This window comes from Leucobacter luti (assembly GCF_050310065.1).
GTDB classification, from domain to species: domain Bacteria; phylum Actinomycetota; class Actinomycetes; order Actinomycetales; family Microbacteriaceae; genus Leucobacter; species Leucobacter luti_B.
On the sequence record NZ_CP190007.1, the window covers coordinates 1,443,505 to 1,458,568 of the forward strand.

General features: G+C 67.5%; 13 protein-coding genes and 1 other RNA gene. 12 read left to right on the forward strand and 2 right to left on the reverse strand.

The genetic code is table 11. The annotated features are described in order from the left end of the window. Nucleotide 1: 1 nt before the first annotated feature. Nucleotides 2-469: an Lrp/AsnC family transcriptional regulator gene (locus ACOPJ3_RS06630; protein ID WP_427871044.1), complete on the reverse strand. Its 468-nt coding sequence runs from the start codon at nt 467-469 to the stop codon at nt 2-4. Between the two features lie 408 nt (nt 470-877). On the opposite strand from ACOPJ3_RS06630, the gene ACOPJ3_RS06635 reads away from it, so the two are divergent. From ACOPJ3_RS06635 to ACOPJ3_RS06655, 5 genes are all read left to right on the forward strand, one after another. After that, entirely contained in the window at nt 878-2,080 is a 1,203-nt protein-coding gene (locus ACOPJ3_RS06635; protein ID WP_427871045.1) for an ABC transporter substrate-binding protein, read from the forward strand. A gap of 2 nt (nt 2,081-2,082) precedes the next feature. Next, nucleotides 2,083-3,264: an ABC transporter ATP-binding protein gene (locus tag ACOPJ3_RS06640; RefSeq protein ID WP_427871046.1), complete on the forward strand. Its 1,182-nt coding sequence runs from the start codon at nt 2,083-2,085 to the stop codon at nt 3,262-3,264. An 11-nt stretch (nt 3,265-3,275) separates the two neighbouring features. Further along, the gene (locus ACOPJ3_RS06645) at nt 3,276-4,136 is read left to right on the forward strand and encodes an ABC transporter permease (protein WP_427871047.1); all 861 of its coding nucleotides are present in this window, start codon (nt 3,276-3,278) and stop codon (nt 4,134-4,136) included. Continuing rightward, nucleotides 4,133-4,933, forward strand: a complete 801-nt coding sequence (locus ACOPJ3_RS06650) for an ABC transporter permease (protein WP_427871048.1) — start codon at nt 4,133-4,135, stop codon at nt 4,931-4,933. Before ACOPJ3_RS06645 ends, ACOPJ3_RS06650 begins: the two co-directional genes overlap by 4 nt. Before the next feature lie 204 nt (nt 4,934-5,137). Continuing rightward, nucleotides 5,138-6,553 carry an APC family permease gene (locus ACOPJ3_RS06655; RefSeq protein ID WP_427871049.1) on the forward strand — a complete coding sequence of 472 codons (1,416 nt, stop codon included), beginning with the start codon at nt 5,138-5,140 and terminating at the stop codon, nt 6,551-6,553. On the opposite strand, the gene ACOPJ3_RS06660 is transcribed toward ACOPJ3_RS06655, so the two are convergent. After that, nucleotides 6,442-7,194, reverse strand: a complete 753-nt coding sequence (locus tag ACOPJ3_RS06660) for a YczE/YyaS/YitT family protein (protein WP_427871050.1) — start codon at nt 7,192-7,194, stop codon at nt 6,442-6,444. The two genes, ACOPJ3_RS06655 and ACOPJ3_RS06660, sit on opposite strands and share 112 nt — an antisense overlap. Before the next feature lie 61 nt (nt 7,195-7,255). On the opposite strand from ACOPJ3_RS06660, the gene ACOPJ3_RS06665 reads away from it, so the two are divergent. The 7 genes from ACOPJ3_RS06665 (at nt 7,256) to ACOPJ3_RS06695 (ending at nt 14,976) form a co-directional block, all read left to right on the forward strand. After that, nucleotides 7,256-8,695, forward strand: a complete 1,440-nt coding sequence (locus tag ACOPJ3_RS06665; protein WP_427871051.1) for a PLP-dependent aminotransferase family protein — start codon at nt 7,256-7,258, stop codon at nt 8,693-8,695. A 115-nt stretch (nt 8,696-8,810) separates the two neighbouring features. After that, nucleotides 8,811-9,920 (forward strand): peptide chain release factor 2, encoded by a 1,110-nt coding sequence (gene prfB, locus ACOPJ3_RS06670; RefSeq protein WP_427871052.1) that lies wholly within the window; start codon nt 8,811-8,813, stop codon nt 9,918-9,920. A gap of 78 nt (nt 9,921-9,998) precedes the next feature. Next, entirely contained in the window at nt 9,999-11,162 is a 1,164-nt protein-coding gene (gene ftsE / locus ACOPJ3_RS06675) for a cell division ATP-binding protein FtsE (RefSeq protein ID WP_427871053.1), read from the forward strand. After that, nucleotides 11,159-12,073, forward strand: a complete 915-nt coding sequence (gene ftsX / locus ACOPJ3_RS06680) for a permease-like cell division protein FtsX (RefSeq protein ID WP_427871054.1) — start codon at nt 11,159-11,161, stop codon at nt 12,071-12,073. Before ftsE ends, ftsX begins: the two co-directional genes overlap by 4 nt. Nucleotides 12,074-13,008: 935 nt before the next feature. Then, nucleotides 13,009-13,485 carry an SsrA-binding protein SmpB gene (gene smpB, locus ACOPJ3_RS06685; RefSeq protein ID WP_427871055.1) on the forward strand — a complete coding sequence of 159 codons (477 nt, stop codon included), beginning with the start codon at nt 13,009-13,011 and terminating at the stop codon, nt 13,483-13,485. A gap of 136 nt (nt 13,486-13,621) precedes the next feature. Continuing rightward, nucleotides 13,622-13,993, forward strand: a transfer-messenger RNA (tmRNA) gene (gene ssrA / locus ACOPJ3_RS06690). A 110-nt stretch (nt 13,994-14,103) separates the two neighbouring features. Continuing rightward, nucleotides 14,104-14,976 carry a class II glutamine amidotransferase gene (locus tag ACOPJ3_RS06695; RefSeq protein WP_427871056.1) on the forward strand — a complete coding sequence of 291 codons (873 nt, stop codon included), beginning with the start codon at nt 14,104-14,106 and terminating at the stop codon, nt 14,974-14,976. Nucleotides 14,977-15,064: the final 88 nt, after the last annotated feature.

The window sequence follows — 15,064 nt, forward strand, 5'->3', positions numbered from 1 at the left end:
GTTATCGTGTTCCCCAGTCGTATTTCTGTTTGGTGAGTTGGAGGTAGACGAAGGTCTCGGTCGATGCCACGCCGTCGATCTCTCGGATCTTCTCGTTCAGCAGTTCGATGAGTCCCTCGTCGTCCTCGCAGACGACCTCGACGAGGATGTCAAAGGACCCCGCGCTGAGCACGACGTAACTGATCTCCGACATTTCGGCGAGGCGATCGGCGACGACCCTGGTGTCCCCGGAAACGCGGATGCCGAGCATTGCTTGTCGGCTGAAGCCGAGTCGCATCGGGTCTGTCACTGCAACGATCTGCATGACCCCGGCATCCGTGAGCTTTTGCACGCGCTGACGAACGGCGGCCTCGCTGAGGCCGACCGCTTTCCCGATCTCCGCGTACGATCGGCGGCCATCGCGCTGAAGCTGCTCGATGATCGCCTTCGAGGTGGAATCGAGCGCTGGCGTTGTGCGTTTGCTGCTCACACGACCGATTCTGGCAGTGTTATCGCGAAAAGGCAAAGGAATCCGAAGAATCGGACCTCGAATTCTGTCTATCTCCACGTTTCTCAGGAGGCTCCGAGCGCTCCGATGGTGACCGCGACGCAGGATCCTGGCCCGTCGCGCTCACACCCTTTATAGAGCAGGAAACCCGAGCTTCCAAGCACATTTGCGCAATTCGCGGAGTGCTGCGAAAGCCATCGGTTTTCTTCGGATTCATCACATATTTCGTCGCCGAACTGCCTCGAAGATAACCATTCCGTGAAGAATTGGTCACGGTCGTTGACTTGCTTTGCATCGGTTCAGACTCTGTGACATATTCAGAATCACAACCCGGCAGTGTGGCCGATTGCGCACTGCCGGCAGTAAATGAGAAACCAAGGGAGATCTCTCATGGCCGGCCCGATGCCCGAAGACCCGATCGTTCGCAACATCGTCCAAATGATCCGCGGAGCCCAGCTCAACCGCCGTCAGCTGCTCCGCGGCGTCGCGGTCGGCGCGGCAGGAGCAGGCACCCTCGGGCTTGCCTCGTGCTCGGGAGGAGGCGGCGGCGGGGGTGCCGACAGCCTGATCTGGGGCAACTGGACCTACTACCTCGACTTCGACGAGAGCACCGGATCGTACGGCTCGCTCGAGCGCTTCATGGAGGAGTCGGGCATCAAGGTCGACTACGTCGAGGACATCGACGACAACAACACCTTCTACGGCAAGATCAAGGATCAGCTGAAGCTCGGCCAGCACACGGGCTACGACGTCATCACGATGACGGACTGGATGAACGCCCGCCTCGTGCAGGCGGAGCAGATCCAGGAGTTCGACTACGCCAATCTCCCGAACGTGAAGGCGAACCTCGTCGACGCCCAGTGGGACGCGCTCGACGTCGATCCGGGCCGCAAGTTCACGGTGCCGTGGCAGCTGCCGGCATCCGGCTGGGTGTGGAACACCAAGGAGGTGCCGGACGGGATTAAGACCCTCGACGACTTCCTCCGCCCCGAGCTCAAGGGCAAGGTCGTGGTGCTGAGCGAGATGCGCGACACGATGGGCATGGTGCTCGCGGGCCTCGGCTACGATCCCGCTGGCCAGTGGGGCGACAAGGAGTTCGACGAGGCGCTCGGCTGGCTCGACGACGGCCTCAAGAGCGGCCAGATCGGCAACGTCAAGGGCAACAGCTACACGCAGGATCTCATCACGGGCGACGCGCTCGCGGCGATGGCGTGGACGGGTGACGTGATCATGCTGAACGTCGAGAACGACAACCAGTGGACGCTCGAGATCCCCGAGTCGGGTGGCATGATCGCGGCGGACTCCTTCACCGTGCCGAACGGCACCTCGGAGGAGGCGAAGGCGAACGCCGAGGAGATGATCAACTTCTACTACGACCCCGAGGTCATGGCGGAGGTCGCGGACTACGTGACGTTCATTCCCCCGGTGAAGGGCACCCAGGAGGCGATGAAGAAGGTGAACCCGGAGAACGCCGACAACCCGCTCATCTTCCCGACCGACAAGGACTGGGAGCACCTGCACTCGTTCCGCACGCTGACCGCCGAGGAAGACAAGAAGTACTCGACGCAGTTCCAGAACGTGCTGGGGCTCTGATCATGGCAGACCACGCAGACTTCGCATCGTCCGGCGCCGACCTCGAACTCGTCGGCATCCAGAAGCGCTTCCCGGGGTTCACCGCGATCGAGCACCTGGACCTCACGATCCCCGCAGGCTCGTTCTTCGCGCTGCTCGGCCCCTCGGGCTGCGGCAAGACGACGACGCTCCGGCTCGTTGCCGGCCTCGAGGATCCGACCGAGGGCAAGATCCTCATCGGTGGCAAGGACGTGAGCGCGCTGAAGCCGCACAAGCGCCCGGTCAACACCGTGTTCCAGTCGTACGCACTGTTCCCGCACATGTCGATCCTCGAGAACGTCGCGTTCGGTCTGCGCCGGCGCCGGATCGGGGATCCGGTCGCGAAGGCGCACGAGGCGCTCCGCCTTGTCGAGCTGGATCATGTCGCCGACCGGAAGCCCGCGCAGCTCTCGGGCGGCCAGCAGCAGCGCGTCGCGCTCGCCCGCGCCGTCGTGAACCGCCCCGCGCTCCTCCTCCTCGACGAGCCGCTCGGCGCGCTCGACCTGAAGCTGCGCCGCCAGATGCAGCAGGAGCTGAAGCAGATCCAGCAGGAGGTCGGCCTGACCTTCCTCCACGTGACGCACGACCAGGAGGAGGCCATGACCATGGCCGACACGGTCGCCGTCATGAACAAGGGGCGGATCGAGCAGATGGGCGCGCCGGAGGAGCTCTACGAGCTGCCGAAGACCGTGTTCGTCGCGAACTTCCTCGGCCAGTCGAACCTCTTCCACGTGAACGTCGTGGGCGAGACCGACCAGGTGATCCATACCGACTTCGAGGGCTCGCGCATCTCGGTGCCGCGGTCGCGCAGCGAGCGCACGAGCGGCACGATCACGGTCGGTGTGCGCCCCGAGAAGCTCAGCCTCTCGAAGGAGGTGCCCGTCGAGGACGCGTCGCGCAACGTGATCGGCCCCGGCCGCATCACCGACGTGTCGTTCATCGGCGTGAGCACGCAGTACACGGTGGAGGTGCCGGGCGCGGGCCCGCTCCAGGTGTTCGCGCAGAACCTGCAGGCCGGCCCCGTCGCTGGCCTCGGCGACGAGGTCTGGCTGAGCTGGCTCACGGAGCACACCTTCGGCCTCTCCGACGACACGCTCGACACGGGCGCGCTCAGCTCCGACTTCTCGACCCAGGCCATCGCGACCCGGGCCGCGCTCGCGGAGTAGGGGGTCGGATCATGGCATTTACCGCCTTCTCGGCCAACGCGAAGGTCGTTGAGCAGGCGCCGAAGAAGCGCGGCTGGATCGCGCTGCTGCTGCTCGCGCCAGGCATCGCATACATGCTGCTCTTCTTCGTCGCGCCGTTCATCCAGCTCGCGATCACGTCGCTGCAGGCCCCCGCCGACTCCGGCGGGATCGGCCAGTACGTCGCAGCGCTCGAGTTCTCGAACTACTGGGCGGCGCTCCAGGAGTACTGGCCGCACCTGCTGCGCTCGTTCATCTACGCGATCATCGGCACGATCGTCGGCCTCATCATCAGCTACCCGCTCGCGTACCTCATCGGGGTGAAGGTGCGGTCCAAGCCGATGCTGCAGGGGATCCTGCTCATCCTCGTGGTCGCGCCGTTCTTCATCAGCTTCCTGCTCCGGACGCTGGCGTGGAAATCGATCCTCCCGAGCGAGTTCGTCGGCACCCACTTCTCGGTGATCTTCGGCCTCGTGTACAACTTCATCCCGTTCATGGTGCTGCCCATGTTCTCGTCGCTGCAGGCGCTCGATCTGCGACTGCTCGAGGCGGGCTCGGATCTGTACGCGTCGCCCGTGACGACGTTCCGCAAGGTGACGCTCCCGCTGTCGCTCCCCGGCATCGTCTCGGGAACGCTGCTGAGCTTCATCCCCATGTCGGGTGACTACGTGAACGCCTCTCGAGAGTTCCTCGGCGGGACGTCGACCACGATGATCGGTAACGTCATCGAGTCGAACTTCCTGCAGACGCAGAACTACCCGATGGCGGCGACGCTCTCGATCCTGCTCATGGTCATCATCCTGATTATCGTCGCGACCTACGTGCGCAAGAGCGGGGCGGAGGATCTGCTGTGAAGAACTTCTCTCTGGGCAAGGCCTTCGTGCCGGTGGTGGGCGCGATCGCGCTCATCTACCTGCTCCTCCCGATCGCGCACGTCATCCTGTTCTCGTTTAACGACGCCGGCCGCAACAACATCATGTGGCGCGGCTTCACGCTCGACAACTGGCAGAATCCGTGCGGCGCGCCCCAGGTCTGCACGGCATTCGGGAACAGCCTCCTGATCGGCGCCGTCGCGACCGTCATCGCGACGACCCTCGGAACCATGATCGCGATCGCGCTCGTGCGCTACCGCTTCAAGTTCCGCTCGACCGTGAGCCTGCTGCTCTTCACGCCGATGGCGACCCCCGAGGTCGTGCTCGGCGCCGGCCTCGCGGCGCAGTTCCTGCTCGCGGGCGTCGAGAAGGGCATCGGCACGATCATCCTCGCGCACACGATGTTCTGCATCTCGTACGTGGTGGTCGCGGTGAAGGCGCGCGTCGCGAGCCTCGACCCGGCGATCGAGGAGGCGGGGCGGGATCTCTACGCGTCGCCCGGCCAGGTGTTCTGGCGGATCACGCTGCCCATGCTGATGCCCGGCATCATCGGCGCGGCGCTCCTCAGCTTCGCGCTCTCGTTCGACGACTTCATCATCACGAACTTCAACGCCGGCACGGCGACGACGTTCCCGAAGTTCATCTACGTCTCGGCGCTCAAGGGCGTGCCGGCGCAGGCGAACGTGCTCGCGTCGATCGTGTTCGTCGGCGCGCTGCTGCTCGTGATCATCGTCCAGATGATCAACATCAACAAGCAGAAGCGGCTCGCGAGGCAATAGTCGGTTACGGCCGTTGAATATTCGGAGGGGACGGGGCTTTTGCCCCGTCCCCTTCGGGTTGTTCGGCGCGCGGTGCGCTCGTTTTGCGCCGCGGGCCGGTGCGGGTGCAAGATTATTCCCGGCGAGCATGGCTCCCACCCCTATCCAGCGTCGTGCCGGGGTCACCAGCCCGGTGGACGCGAACTCCCATCAGGAGGAGAAGACATGTCCACTGCAACGCCGCGCGGGGCAACGCTCAAGCGCAGCCTCGGCCTCTGGGCCATCGTCGGCCTGGGCCTCGGCTACATGACCCCGACCGTGGTGTTCGACACCTTCGGCATGGTCGCCCGCGACACGAACAACGTCGTGCCGCTCGCCTACCTCGTCGCCCTCATCGTCATGGTGTTCACGGCGATCAGCTACGGCAAGATGTCGGGTGCGATCCCGAGCGCGGGATCCGCCTACACCTACGTGCGCGAGTCGATGCACCCGAACGTGGGCTTCATGGTGGGCTGGACCTCCCTCATCGACTACATGCTCCTCCCGATGGTGAACTGCCTCATCATCCGCAGCTACCTCGAGGCCGTGTTCCCCGGGATCCCCGGCTGGATCTGGGTGGTCATCTACTGCGTGCTCGTGACCGCCATCATCTACATCACGATGCGCGGCACCTCGAACGTCAACATGATCCTGCTCGTGTTCTCGATCATCGTCATGACCGTCTTCGTCGTGATGGTGTGGGCGCAGCTCGCGGGCGGCGAGGGGGTCGGCACGGTCGCCTCCGCGCAGCCCTTCTTCCACGACGGCGTGACGATGGGCGCGGTCCTCATGGGCGCCACGATCGTCTGCTTCTCCTTCATCGGCTTCGACGCCGTGACGATGTACGCGGAGGAGGCGAAGACGCCGAAGATCATGCCGCGCGCGATCCTCCTCACCGTTGTACTCGGCGGCGCGATCTTCCTGATTGCGGGTTACTTCACGCAGCTGCGCTTCCCCGACTGGAACGTCTTCGCCCCCGGCGGAGACATGCAGTTCGTCGAGGACTCGACGCTTCCGCTCGTCGGCGAGGCCGTCGGCGGCGACTGGCTGAAGGCCGTGCTCACGGCCGCGGGCTTCGCCGCGACCCTCGCCTCGGGTCTCGCCTCGCACGCCTCGGTCTCGCGCATGCTGCTCGTGATGGGCCGCAACAACGTGCTGCCGAAGAAGTTCTTCGGCTACATCAACCCGAAAACGCACACCCCCACCTTCAACATCGTGCTGACCGGCGCAATCTGCCTGCTCGCTACGGCGTTCACGCTCGAGATGATCGCGGCGTTCATCAACTACGGCGCGCTCATCGCCTTCACCTTCGTGAACCTCTCGGTGTTCGCGTGGTTCGCGATCCGCCAGGGCCGCAGGAAGACCCCGAAGGATATCTTCAACTTCATCGTGCTGCCCGCGATCGGCACGCTTCTCACGGGCGTGCTCTGGGTGAACCTCCACGCAGACGCGCTCATCGGCGGCGTGATCTGGACCGCGATCGGTTTCGTCTACCTGATCTTCCTGACGAAGGGCTTCCGCAAGAAGGTCGCCGGCTTCGACGAGATCCAGCCGGTGACCGGCTTCAACAAGGTGCCTGAGGAGGTCGGGGAGGAGCGCTGACGAAGCTCCGCTCCGGATCCGGATCCCGCTCCAGATCCCGCTGCCCCTTCACGGTCCCGCGCGCGTCGCGCCGCGGGATCGAGGAGGGGCAGCGTGATGTTGCAGAGGGGGCCGATGAGGAGCGCGAAGGCGACGGTGCCGACGCCGACGTTGCCGCCGAGCAGCCAGCCGATTCCGAGCGCCGTGAGCTCGACGGCGGAGCGCGCCGCCCAGATCGGGATCCCGAACCGGGAATTTAGCCCGGTCATGAGGCCGTCGCGCGGGCCCGGCCCGAGCTTCGCGCCGATGTAGATCCCGCTCGCGATGGCGAGCAGCACGAGGCCGAAGGCGAAGGCGGCGATCCGGAGCCAGAGGTTCGTGAGCTCCGGGATGAGGAACAGTCCGAGCTCGATCCCCGGGCCGACGAGCAGGATGTTCAGGATCGTGCCGAGCCCCGGCCGCTGCCTGAGCGGGATCCAGAGTAGCAGCACGAGCAGGCCGATGATGTTCGTGAGCAGGCCGATCCCGAGCCCCGTCTGGAGCGCGGTGCCCTGCGCGAGCACGGTCCAGGGGTCGACGCCGATGACGGCGCGGATCATGAACGCGTCGGCGATCCCGTAGAGGAGGAGGCCGGGCACGAGACGCGTGAGTCGAAGCAGCATGCGACCAGTCCAGTGCAAATTGGCACTGTGAACAAGAAGCCAATCTGCATATAGTGGCCTCATGATCGCGCACCGGATCTCCGCCCGCAGGCTCGTCGCGCTCCTCGGCTCGTGGCGCGACGGCGGCGTGGGCTACGAGGAGCTCAGCGGCTCGATCGAGCTGCTCGCCCGCGACGGCGCGCTGCAGCCGGGCACCGTGCTCCCCGCCGAACGGCAGCTCGCCCAGGCGATCGGGATGAGCCGGACGACCGTGAGCGCCGCGTACCAGCGGCTGCGCGAGGGCGGGATCGCGCTCTCCCGGCAGGGCTCGGGCACCGTGCTGCGGGCGCGCCCGGGGGAGGCCGCGGGGCCCTGGAGCGAGGGCGAGGGGAGCGGGATCGACCTCACCCGCGCGAGCCCAGAGCCGTGGGCCGGCCTCCAGGCGCTCGGCGCGGAGGCCTTCGCGGCCCACCCCGAAGTGTTCGCCGACGTGGGCTACGACACCCTCGGCGCCCCCGCGCTGCGCGAGGCGATCGCCGCGCGCTACGCCGCCCGCGGGCTCCCGACGACGCCCGGCCAGATCATGGTGACGCTCGGCGCGCAGCACGCGATCTTCCTCGCCGCCCGCACCCTCCTCGGCCGGGGCGACACGAGTCTCATCGAGGCGCCGAGCTACCCGCACGCGCGCGCCGCGCTGGCCTCGACCGGCGCGCTCGTGGCCGGACTGCCCGTGGGGGAGGGTGCCTCGGCCGTGCGGCTCGACATCGCGGGGCGCGTGGCGCCCCGGCTCGCGTACCTGATCCCGGATCACCACAACCCCACCGGCTCCAGCATCCCGGAGGGGGATCGCGCCGCGCTCATCGCGGCCTTCGCCGAGCGCGGCTCCGTCGTCATCGCCGACGAGACCACGGCCGAGCTCACGCTCGGCGGGGCGCGCCGGGTCACGCCGTTCGCGGCCGCCGCCGAGAGCGCGGCGCACGAGGCGTCCGTCATCACGATCGGCTCCCTCGGCAAGACCGTGTGGGGCGGCCTCCGCATCGGCTGGATCCGGGCGACCCCGGCGCTCATCGCCAGGCTCGAGGCGGCGCGGCGCATCGGCGACCTCGGCACGGGCGCCTGGGAACAGGTGCTCGGGCTCCACGCGCTCGAGCGCTACGACGAGATCCTGCGCGACCGGAGCACGCAGCTCACCGCGAGGCACCGGGTGCTCCGCGAGCAGCTCGCCGCGCAGCTGCCGGGCTGGCGCGCCGCCGAGGCTGGCGGAGGCGTGAGCCTCTGGGCCGACCTGGGGGAGCCACGCAGCTCCGCGCTCTGCCGCGAGGCCGCCCTACGCGGCGTGCGGCTCGCGCCCGGGCCGCGCTTCGGTGCGCCCGGCGTCTTCGAGCGCTTCGTGCGGCTGCCGTTCACGGCGGCGGAGGACGAGCTCGTCACCGCGGTCCTCGCGCTCCGCGCGGCCTGGGACGAGCGCGGAGCGGGATCCGCGCCCCCCGTTCCCGCGGAGGAGGCGGCCTCGCTCGTCTGACCGTGCTCGGGTCTGCGGCGGGCCGGCGGCGGGCCGGTGCCGGGCCTGCGGCGGGCTTGGGCAATCCCGAGCGGCGCGGCGGGGATCCGGCCGCCGCGCGATAGAATCGGGGATCATGCTCGATCTGGATCTCAACGCCCGCATCAAGGCCGTGCGCGCAAGCTACGCAGACATCGCGGCCGTCACCGATCTTCCGAGGCTCGACCGCGAGATCGCCGAGCTCGAGGAGCGGGCCGTCGCGCCGAATCTCTGGGACGACCCGGAGGAGGCGCAGCGTGTCACGAGCGGGCTGTCGCACCGCCAGGCGAGGGTCAAGCGGGTGCGCGGCGTCGAGGCGCGCATCGACGACCTCGAGGTGCTCGTCGAGCTCGCACAGGAGATGGACGACGAAGACTCCGCGGCCGAGGCCGAGGAGGAGCTGAAGTCGATCGAGGCCGTCGTGCAGGACCTCGAGGTGCAGACCATGCTCTCCGGGGAGTACGACGAGCGATCCGCCGTCGTCACGATCCGCTCCGGCGCGGGCGGCGACGACGCGACCGACTTCGCCGAGATGCTGCTGCGCATGTACCTGCGCTGGGCCGAGCACCGCGGCTACACGACGAAGATGCTCGACACCTCCTACGCCGAGGGCGCCGGCATCAAGTCGGCGACCTTCGAGGTCGACGCGCCCTACGCCTTCGGTACGCTCTCGGTCGAGGCCGGCACGCACCGCCTCGCCCGGATCAGCCCCTTCGGCTCGGCGGACAAGCGCCAGACGAGCTTCGCCGGCGTCGAGGTGATCCCGCTCCTCGAGGAGGCGACCGAGGTCGAGGTGCCGGAGACCGACATCCGCGTCGACGTCTACCGCTCGTCCGGCCCCGGCGGGCAGTCGGTCAACACGACCGACTCGGCCGTGCGCATCACGCACATCCCGACCGGGATCGTCGTCTCGATGCAGAACGAGAAGTCCCAGATCCAGAACCGGGCCGCCGCGATGCGCGTCCTCCAGACGCGCCTGCTCCTGCTGCAGCGCGAGGAGGAGGCCGCGAAGAAGAAGGAGCTCGCGGGCTCCATCACGGCGAGCTGGGGCGACCAGATCCGCTCCTACTTCCTGTACGGACAGCAGCTCGTGAAGGACCTCCGCACCGGCCACGAGGCCTCGCAGCCCGACGCCGTGTTCGACGGCGACCTCGACGGCTTCATCGCCGCCGGGATCCGCTGGCGCTCGCTCGAGAAGGACGACTGAACTCGCTAGCTGAATAAGCGCGCAGACACAGCGCGCCTGCGTGTCGCGCGGAGCCCTTGGGCGTATTGTCGAGGCGTCATGATCCTCTTTGAGAACGTCACCAAGAAATACCGGGGCACGGCGAAGCCCGCGCTCGAAGCGGTCGACCTCAAGGTCGACCGCGGCGAGTTCGTGTTCATCGTCGGCGCCTCGGGTTCTGGCAAGTCCAGCTGTCTCCGGTTGATCCTCCGCGAGGATCAGCCGAGTGCCGGGAAGGTCCACGTGCTGGGGCAGGACCTCAGCAAGATCTCCTCGCGCAAGGTCCCGTACTTCCGGCGCAACCTCGGAACCGTGTTCCAGGACTTCCGCCTGCTCACGAACAAGACCGTCTACGACAACGTCGCCTTCACGCTGCAGGTGATCGGCAAGTCGCGCGGCTTCATCCAGGAGGCCGTGCCCGACACGCTGGAGATGGTCGGCCTCGCGAACAAGGCGAAGCGCTTCCCGCACGAGCTCTCGGGCGGTGAGCAGCAGCGCGTCGCGATCGCGCGCGCGATCGTCAACAAGCCCGCGATCCTGCTCGCCGACGAGCCCACGGGCAACCTCGATCCCGCGACGAGTCTCGGCATCATGCAGCTCCTGCGCGCGATCAACGCCTCCGGAACCACGGTCGTCATGGCGACGCACGAGGCCGCGTTCGTCGACATCATGCAGCAGCGCGTCGTCGAGCTCTCGCAGGGCGTCGTCGTGCGCGACGAGGTCGGCGGCGGCTACGGCGAGACCGCGTCGATCCCGGTCGCCGACCTCTCGGAGGAGGGCGTGCAGGTGCTCCGCACGACGGAGGCCGTCGTGCGCGCGGCCCTCGCCCCCGGCATGACCGGCGAGGCCGTCGAGGTGTCGGTCGACGACGCCGAGCCGGCGGGCGTGCAGCGCCAGGTCCCGGATCCGGATCCGGCGCCGCGCCGTGATCAGGAGCTCGAGGACGCGCTCGCGGCCGATGCCCGCGACGCCGGCGTCGAGCCGCCGCACCGCGAGGCCTCCGTGTTCGAGGAGCCGCACCCGTTCGGGGAGGACGACGAGGAGATCGACGACCTCGACGACACGCTCCACGCCGACGGGCCGCAGGCCCGCCGCATCCCGTCGTTCCTTGACCCTGGTCGGCCGATGGATCCGGTGCAGATGTCCGAGACGGGCAGCCTGGCCGAACACCTCGGGCTGCGCAGGAAAGACGACGATCAGACGGATGTGGGGCCGGTGCGATGAGGGTGGGACTGGTTCTCGGCGAGGTCTGGAACGGCCTGCGCCGCAATCTTTCGGTGGTCATCTCGGTGATCCTCGTGACGTTCGTGTCGCTCACCTTCGTGGGCGCCGCGATCCTCATGCAGCTGCAGATCCAGCAGATGAAGACGTTCTGGTACGACCGCGCCCAGGTGGCGGTCTACCTCTGCACCGACTACGACCAGAGCGCGACGTGCTCCGGGCAGGACGCGGGCGAGGAGGAGATCGCCGCCGTGAAGGCCGCGCTCGAGTCCGACACGCTCGCCCCCTACATCGACAACTCCTTCTTTGTGAGCCATGAGCAGGCATTCGAGGAGTTCACGAAGCAGTTCGAGGGCAACCCGATCGTCGACATCACGAAGCCCGAGCAGCTGAACCAGACGTTCTGGATCAAGCTCAAGGACCCCTCGCGATCCGACATCATCAAGGAGACCTTCGCCGGGATCCCCGGCGTGCAGAGCGTCTCTGACCAGCGGAGCCTGCTCGACCGGATCTTCCTGTTCCTCGGGGTCGCGAGCTACACGGCGATCGCGATCGCCGGCCTCATGCTCGTCGCGGCCATGCTGCTGATCTCGACCACGATCCGGCTCTCCGCGTTCTCCCGCAGACGCGAGATCGGGATCATGCGGCTCGTGGGCGCCTCGAACAGATTTATCCAGACGCCCTTCATCCTGGAGGGCATCCTGGCCGCGCTCATCGGGGCGGTCCTCGCCGGCGCCGCATCCGTCGCGATCGTGAAATTCTTCGTGCAGGGCTTCCTCGTGACGGAGGTGCCGTTCACGAGCTACATCACGGTCGAGCAATCCCTGATCGTGCCGCCGATCCTGATCCTGGTCGGCGTGATCCTCTCGGCGATCGCCGCGAAGATCGCGATCACGAGGTACCTGCGGGTGTAGCGGCGGCGGCGCTGGCGCCGGGCCTTCCTCGGCGCCGCCCGCCGCTGCGTCGCCCGCCGGGCCCGCGTCGGCGCCGCCCGCCGCTGCGCCGCCCCTCGGCGCCGCCCGCTTCGCCGCCCCTCGGCGCCGCCCGCTTCGCCGCCCGGTTGAGTTGACCCAAAGTGATGCATTCTGCGCTCCAGGAGATACTTTGGGTCAACTCAAGCTGCGGGATCGGGATCGGGGTCGGGATCCGGACCCGGGTCGGCGCCCCGGCGCGGCGCACTGCCGCCCCCGGCCTGCCGCCCGGCACTCAGCAGCCTCGCCCGCTGTATGAGTTGACCGAAAGTGCTGCATTCTGCGCTCCAGGGGACACTTTGCGTCAACTCGGCTAGGGGCCGCCCGGTTGAGTTGACCCAAAGTGATGCATTCTGCGCTCCAGGAGATACTTTGGGTCAACTCAAGCTGCGGGATTGGGGTCGGGATCCGGACCCGGGTCGGCGCCCCGGCGCGGCGCACTGCCGCCCCCGGCCTGCCGCCCGGCACTCAGCAGCCTCGCCCGCTGTATGAGTTGACCGAAAGTGATGCATTCTGCGCTCCAGGAGATACTTTGGGTCAACTCAAGCTGCGGGATTGGGGTCGGGATCCGGACTCGGGTCGGCGCCCCGGCGCGGCGCACTGCCGCCCCCGGCCTGCCGCCCGGCACTCAGCAGCCTCGCCCGCTGTATGAGTTGACCGAAAGTGCTGCATTCTGCGCTCCAGGGGACACTTTGCGTCAACTCGGCTAGGGGCCGCCCGGTTGAGTTGACCCAAAGTGACGCATTCTGCGCTCCAGGGGATAGTTTGGGTCAACTCAAGCTGTGGGAACCCGGACGGGCGGACCGGGCGCGCGGCGGCGAGACCGCGGGATAGACTAGGAGCTTCGGGCCAGGAGTTGTGGGAGAGAGGACGTGACCATGCCCAAGGAGACAGGCGAGAAGCTGATCGCCTCCAACAAGAAGGCGCGGCACGAGTACCTCATCCTCGACACGATCGAGGCCGGCATGGTGCTCACCGGCAGCGAGGTGAAGTCGCTGCGGATGGGACGCGCCTCGCTCGTCGACGGCTACGTGTTCATCGAGAACGGCGAGGCCTGGCTCGACGCCGCCTACATCCCCGAGTACCTGAACGGCTCGTGGACGAATCACGCCCCGCGGCGCAAGCGCAAGCTGCTCCTGCACCGGCAGCAGATCGACAAGCTGTACCAGAAGACCCGCGAGGGCGGCATGACGATTGTCCCGCTCAGGCTCTACTTCCTGGACGGCCGGGCGAAGGTCGAGATCGCGCTCGCCAAGGGCAAGAAGGAGTACGACAAGCGCCAGACGCTCCGCGAGCGCCAGGACAAGCGTGAGGCGGAGCGCGCCATGCGGCAGAAGAACCGGCTGGGGGAGTGATCTCTGCAGGCGATCAGGATCCGCTGCACGAGTGACCCCGCTGCTGGTAGACTCAAAGGCCGGGCTCGCCCCGGATCGCGCCGGATCATCCGGCACTTGAAAACTCCACAGCGCGTGATGTGAACGCCCCAGACCAGGGGCCGATCGGTTTCGACACGTCGGTTTGAGACTGTGAGAAGCGGGTCGAGGACGCGAAGTTATCTCGTAAACGCCCTTCGCAAACCATAGGTGCCAACGCAAAGCGCACCGACTTCGCTCTCGCTGCCTAAGCACGAGACCGAGTCCGTCAGGCCGGGTGGGCCTCCGCCCCGGATTTCTGGCGTCATTTAGGAGGCTTGCTCGCACGCTGCGCCTCAGGGCGTGCGGGGACTTTTCCTGAGGCTGGGCCCGTCGCTCGAGGTGTTCGTGACAACGAGCGGGGCCGAGTAGAACGCCTCCACGAACTACACCCGTAGAAGGCACGGAATCGTCGAAGTGGACCGGGGTTCAATTCCCCGCGGCTCCACCAGGGTTCGCATCACGCGCAGTGGATCGGCCCCCGGACTCCCTGAGTCCGGGGGCTTTTTCGTGCGCTCAGGGGTACCGTGGTGGCACAAGTCCCTCGGAGGGGAGGCCGCCATGTGCCGCTGGCTCGCGTATCTCGGTTCGCCGATCTGGCTGGAGGACGTGCTTGTGCGCCCGAACCACTCGCTCCTCGACCAGGGGCTGCTCGCCAGGGATCTGTTCCTGCCCGGCGACCCGATCGCGAGGCAGTTCCCGCGCTCGGCGTTCCCGACGAACGGCGATGGGTTCGGCGTCGCGTGGCGGGGACGCGACGGCAGGCTGGGCCAGTTCAGGCAGATCGAGCCCGTCTGGGACAGCCAGAACTTCCGGCACCTGGCGGCGCAGATCAGCTCGGGATGCTTTCTCGGGCACGTCCGTGCGGCTCCCGGCGGAAGCATCGCCGAGCAGAACTGTCACCCGTTTGTGATGGGCGGCTGGATGTTCCAGCACAACGGAGTGGTGCCCGAGTTCGCGCGGCTCCGCAGACAGCTCATGATGGAGGTGGATCCGGATCTCTTCCCCGCGATCCTCGGCAACTCCGACACGGAGACGCTGTTCGCGCTCGCGCTGACGCTGGGGCTCGAGAGCGACCCGGTGGGCGCCCTCCGCCGCCTGATCGATCGGGTCGAGCGCGCCCGCAGAGACGCGGCCATCGAAGCACCGTTCGAAGCGACGATCTGCGCTTCCGATGGCGAGCGGCTCGTCACGCTGCGCTGGATCAGCCCGGACGCCGAGGCCCCGGCCCCGACCCTCTTCTCTGCGGCGGGCCCGACGATGCTCCGCACCGAGGCCGGGGGAGAGGATCGCCTGCCTGACGACGCCCAGCTCGTCGTCTCGGAGCCCCTCGAACTCCACTGGAGCCCGCGTACCTGGCACGAGATCCCCAACGCCACGATCGGCGTCTTCCGGCGCGACGAGGAGCCCGAGTTCCTGCCGATCGAAATCTAAGAGGTGACGGAGGCGACGGCGGCGCTTTGAATGCGCCGAGGCTGGCACAGCACGGAGGTTCTCTGATTGCATCTCGCAGCGCGCCAAG

Coding starts and splice junctions, on each gene's coding strand:
- ACOPJ3_RS06635 (WP_427871045.1), top strand. CDS start 878: ATGGCCGGCCCGATGCCCGAAGACCCGATCGTTCGCAACATCGTCCAA.
- ACOPJ3_RS06640 (WP_427871046.1), top strand. CDS start 2,083: ATGGCAGACCACGCAGACTTCGCATCGTCCGGCGCCGACCTCGAACTC.
- ACOPJ3_RS06645 (WP_427871047.1), top strand. CDS start 3,276: ATGGCATTTACCGCCTTCTCGGCCAACGCGAAGGTCGTTGAGCAGGCG.
- ACOPJ3_RS06655 (WP_427871049.1), top strand. CDS start 5,138: ATGTCCACTGCAACGCCGCGCGGGGCAACGCTCAAGCGCAGCCTCGGC.
- ACOPJ3_RS06660 (WP_427871050.1), bottom strand. CDS start 7,194: ATGCTGCTTCGACTCACGCGTCTCGTGCCCGGCCTCCTCCTCTACGGG.
- ACOPJ3_RS06665 (WP_427871051.1), top strand. CDS start 7,256: ATGATCGCGCACCGGATCTCCGCCCGCAGGCTCGTCGCGCTCCTCGGC.
- prfB (WP_427871052.1), top strand. CDS start 8,811: ATGCTCGATCTGGATCTCAACGCCCGCATCAAGGCCGTGCGCGCAAGC.
- ftsE (WP_427871053.1), top strand. CDS start 9,999: ATGATCCTCTTTGAGAACGTCACCAAGAAATACCGGGGCACGGCGAAG.
- ftsX (WP_427871054.1), top strand. CDS start 11,159: ATGAGGGTGGGACTGGTTCTCGGCGAGGTCTGGAACGGCCTGCGCCGC.
- smpB (WP_427871055.1), top strand. CDS start 13,009: ATGCCCAAGGAGACAGGCGAGAAGCTGATCGCCTCCAACAAGAAGGCG.
- ACOPJ3_RS06695 (WP_427871056.1), top strand. CDS start 14,104: ATGTGCCGCTGGCTCGCGTATCTCGGTTCGCCGATCTGGCTGGAGGAC.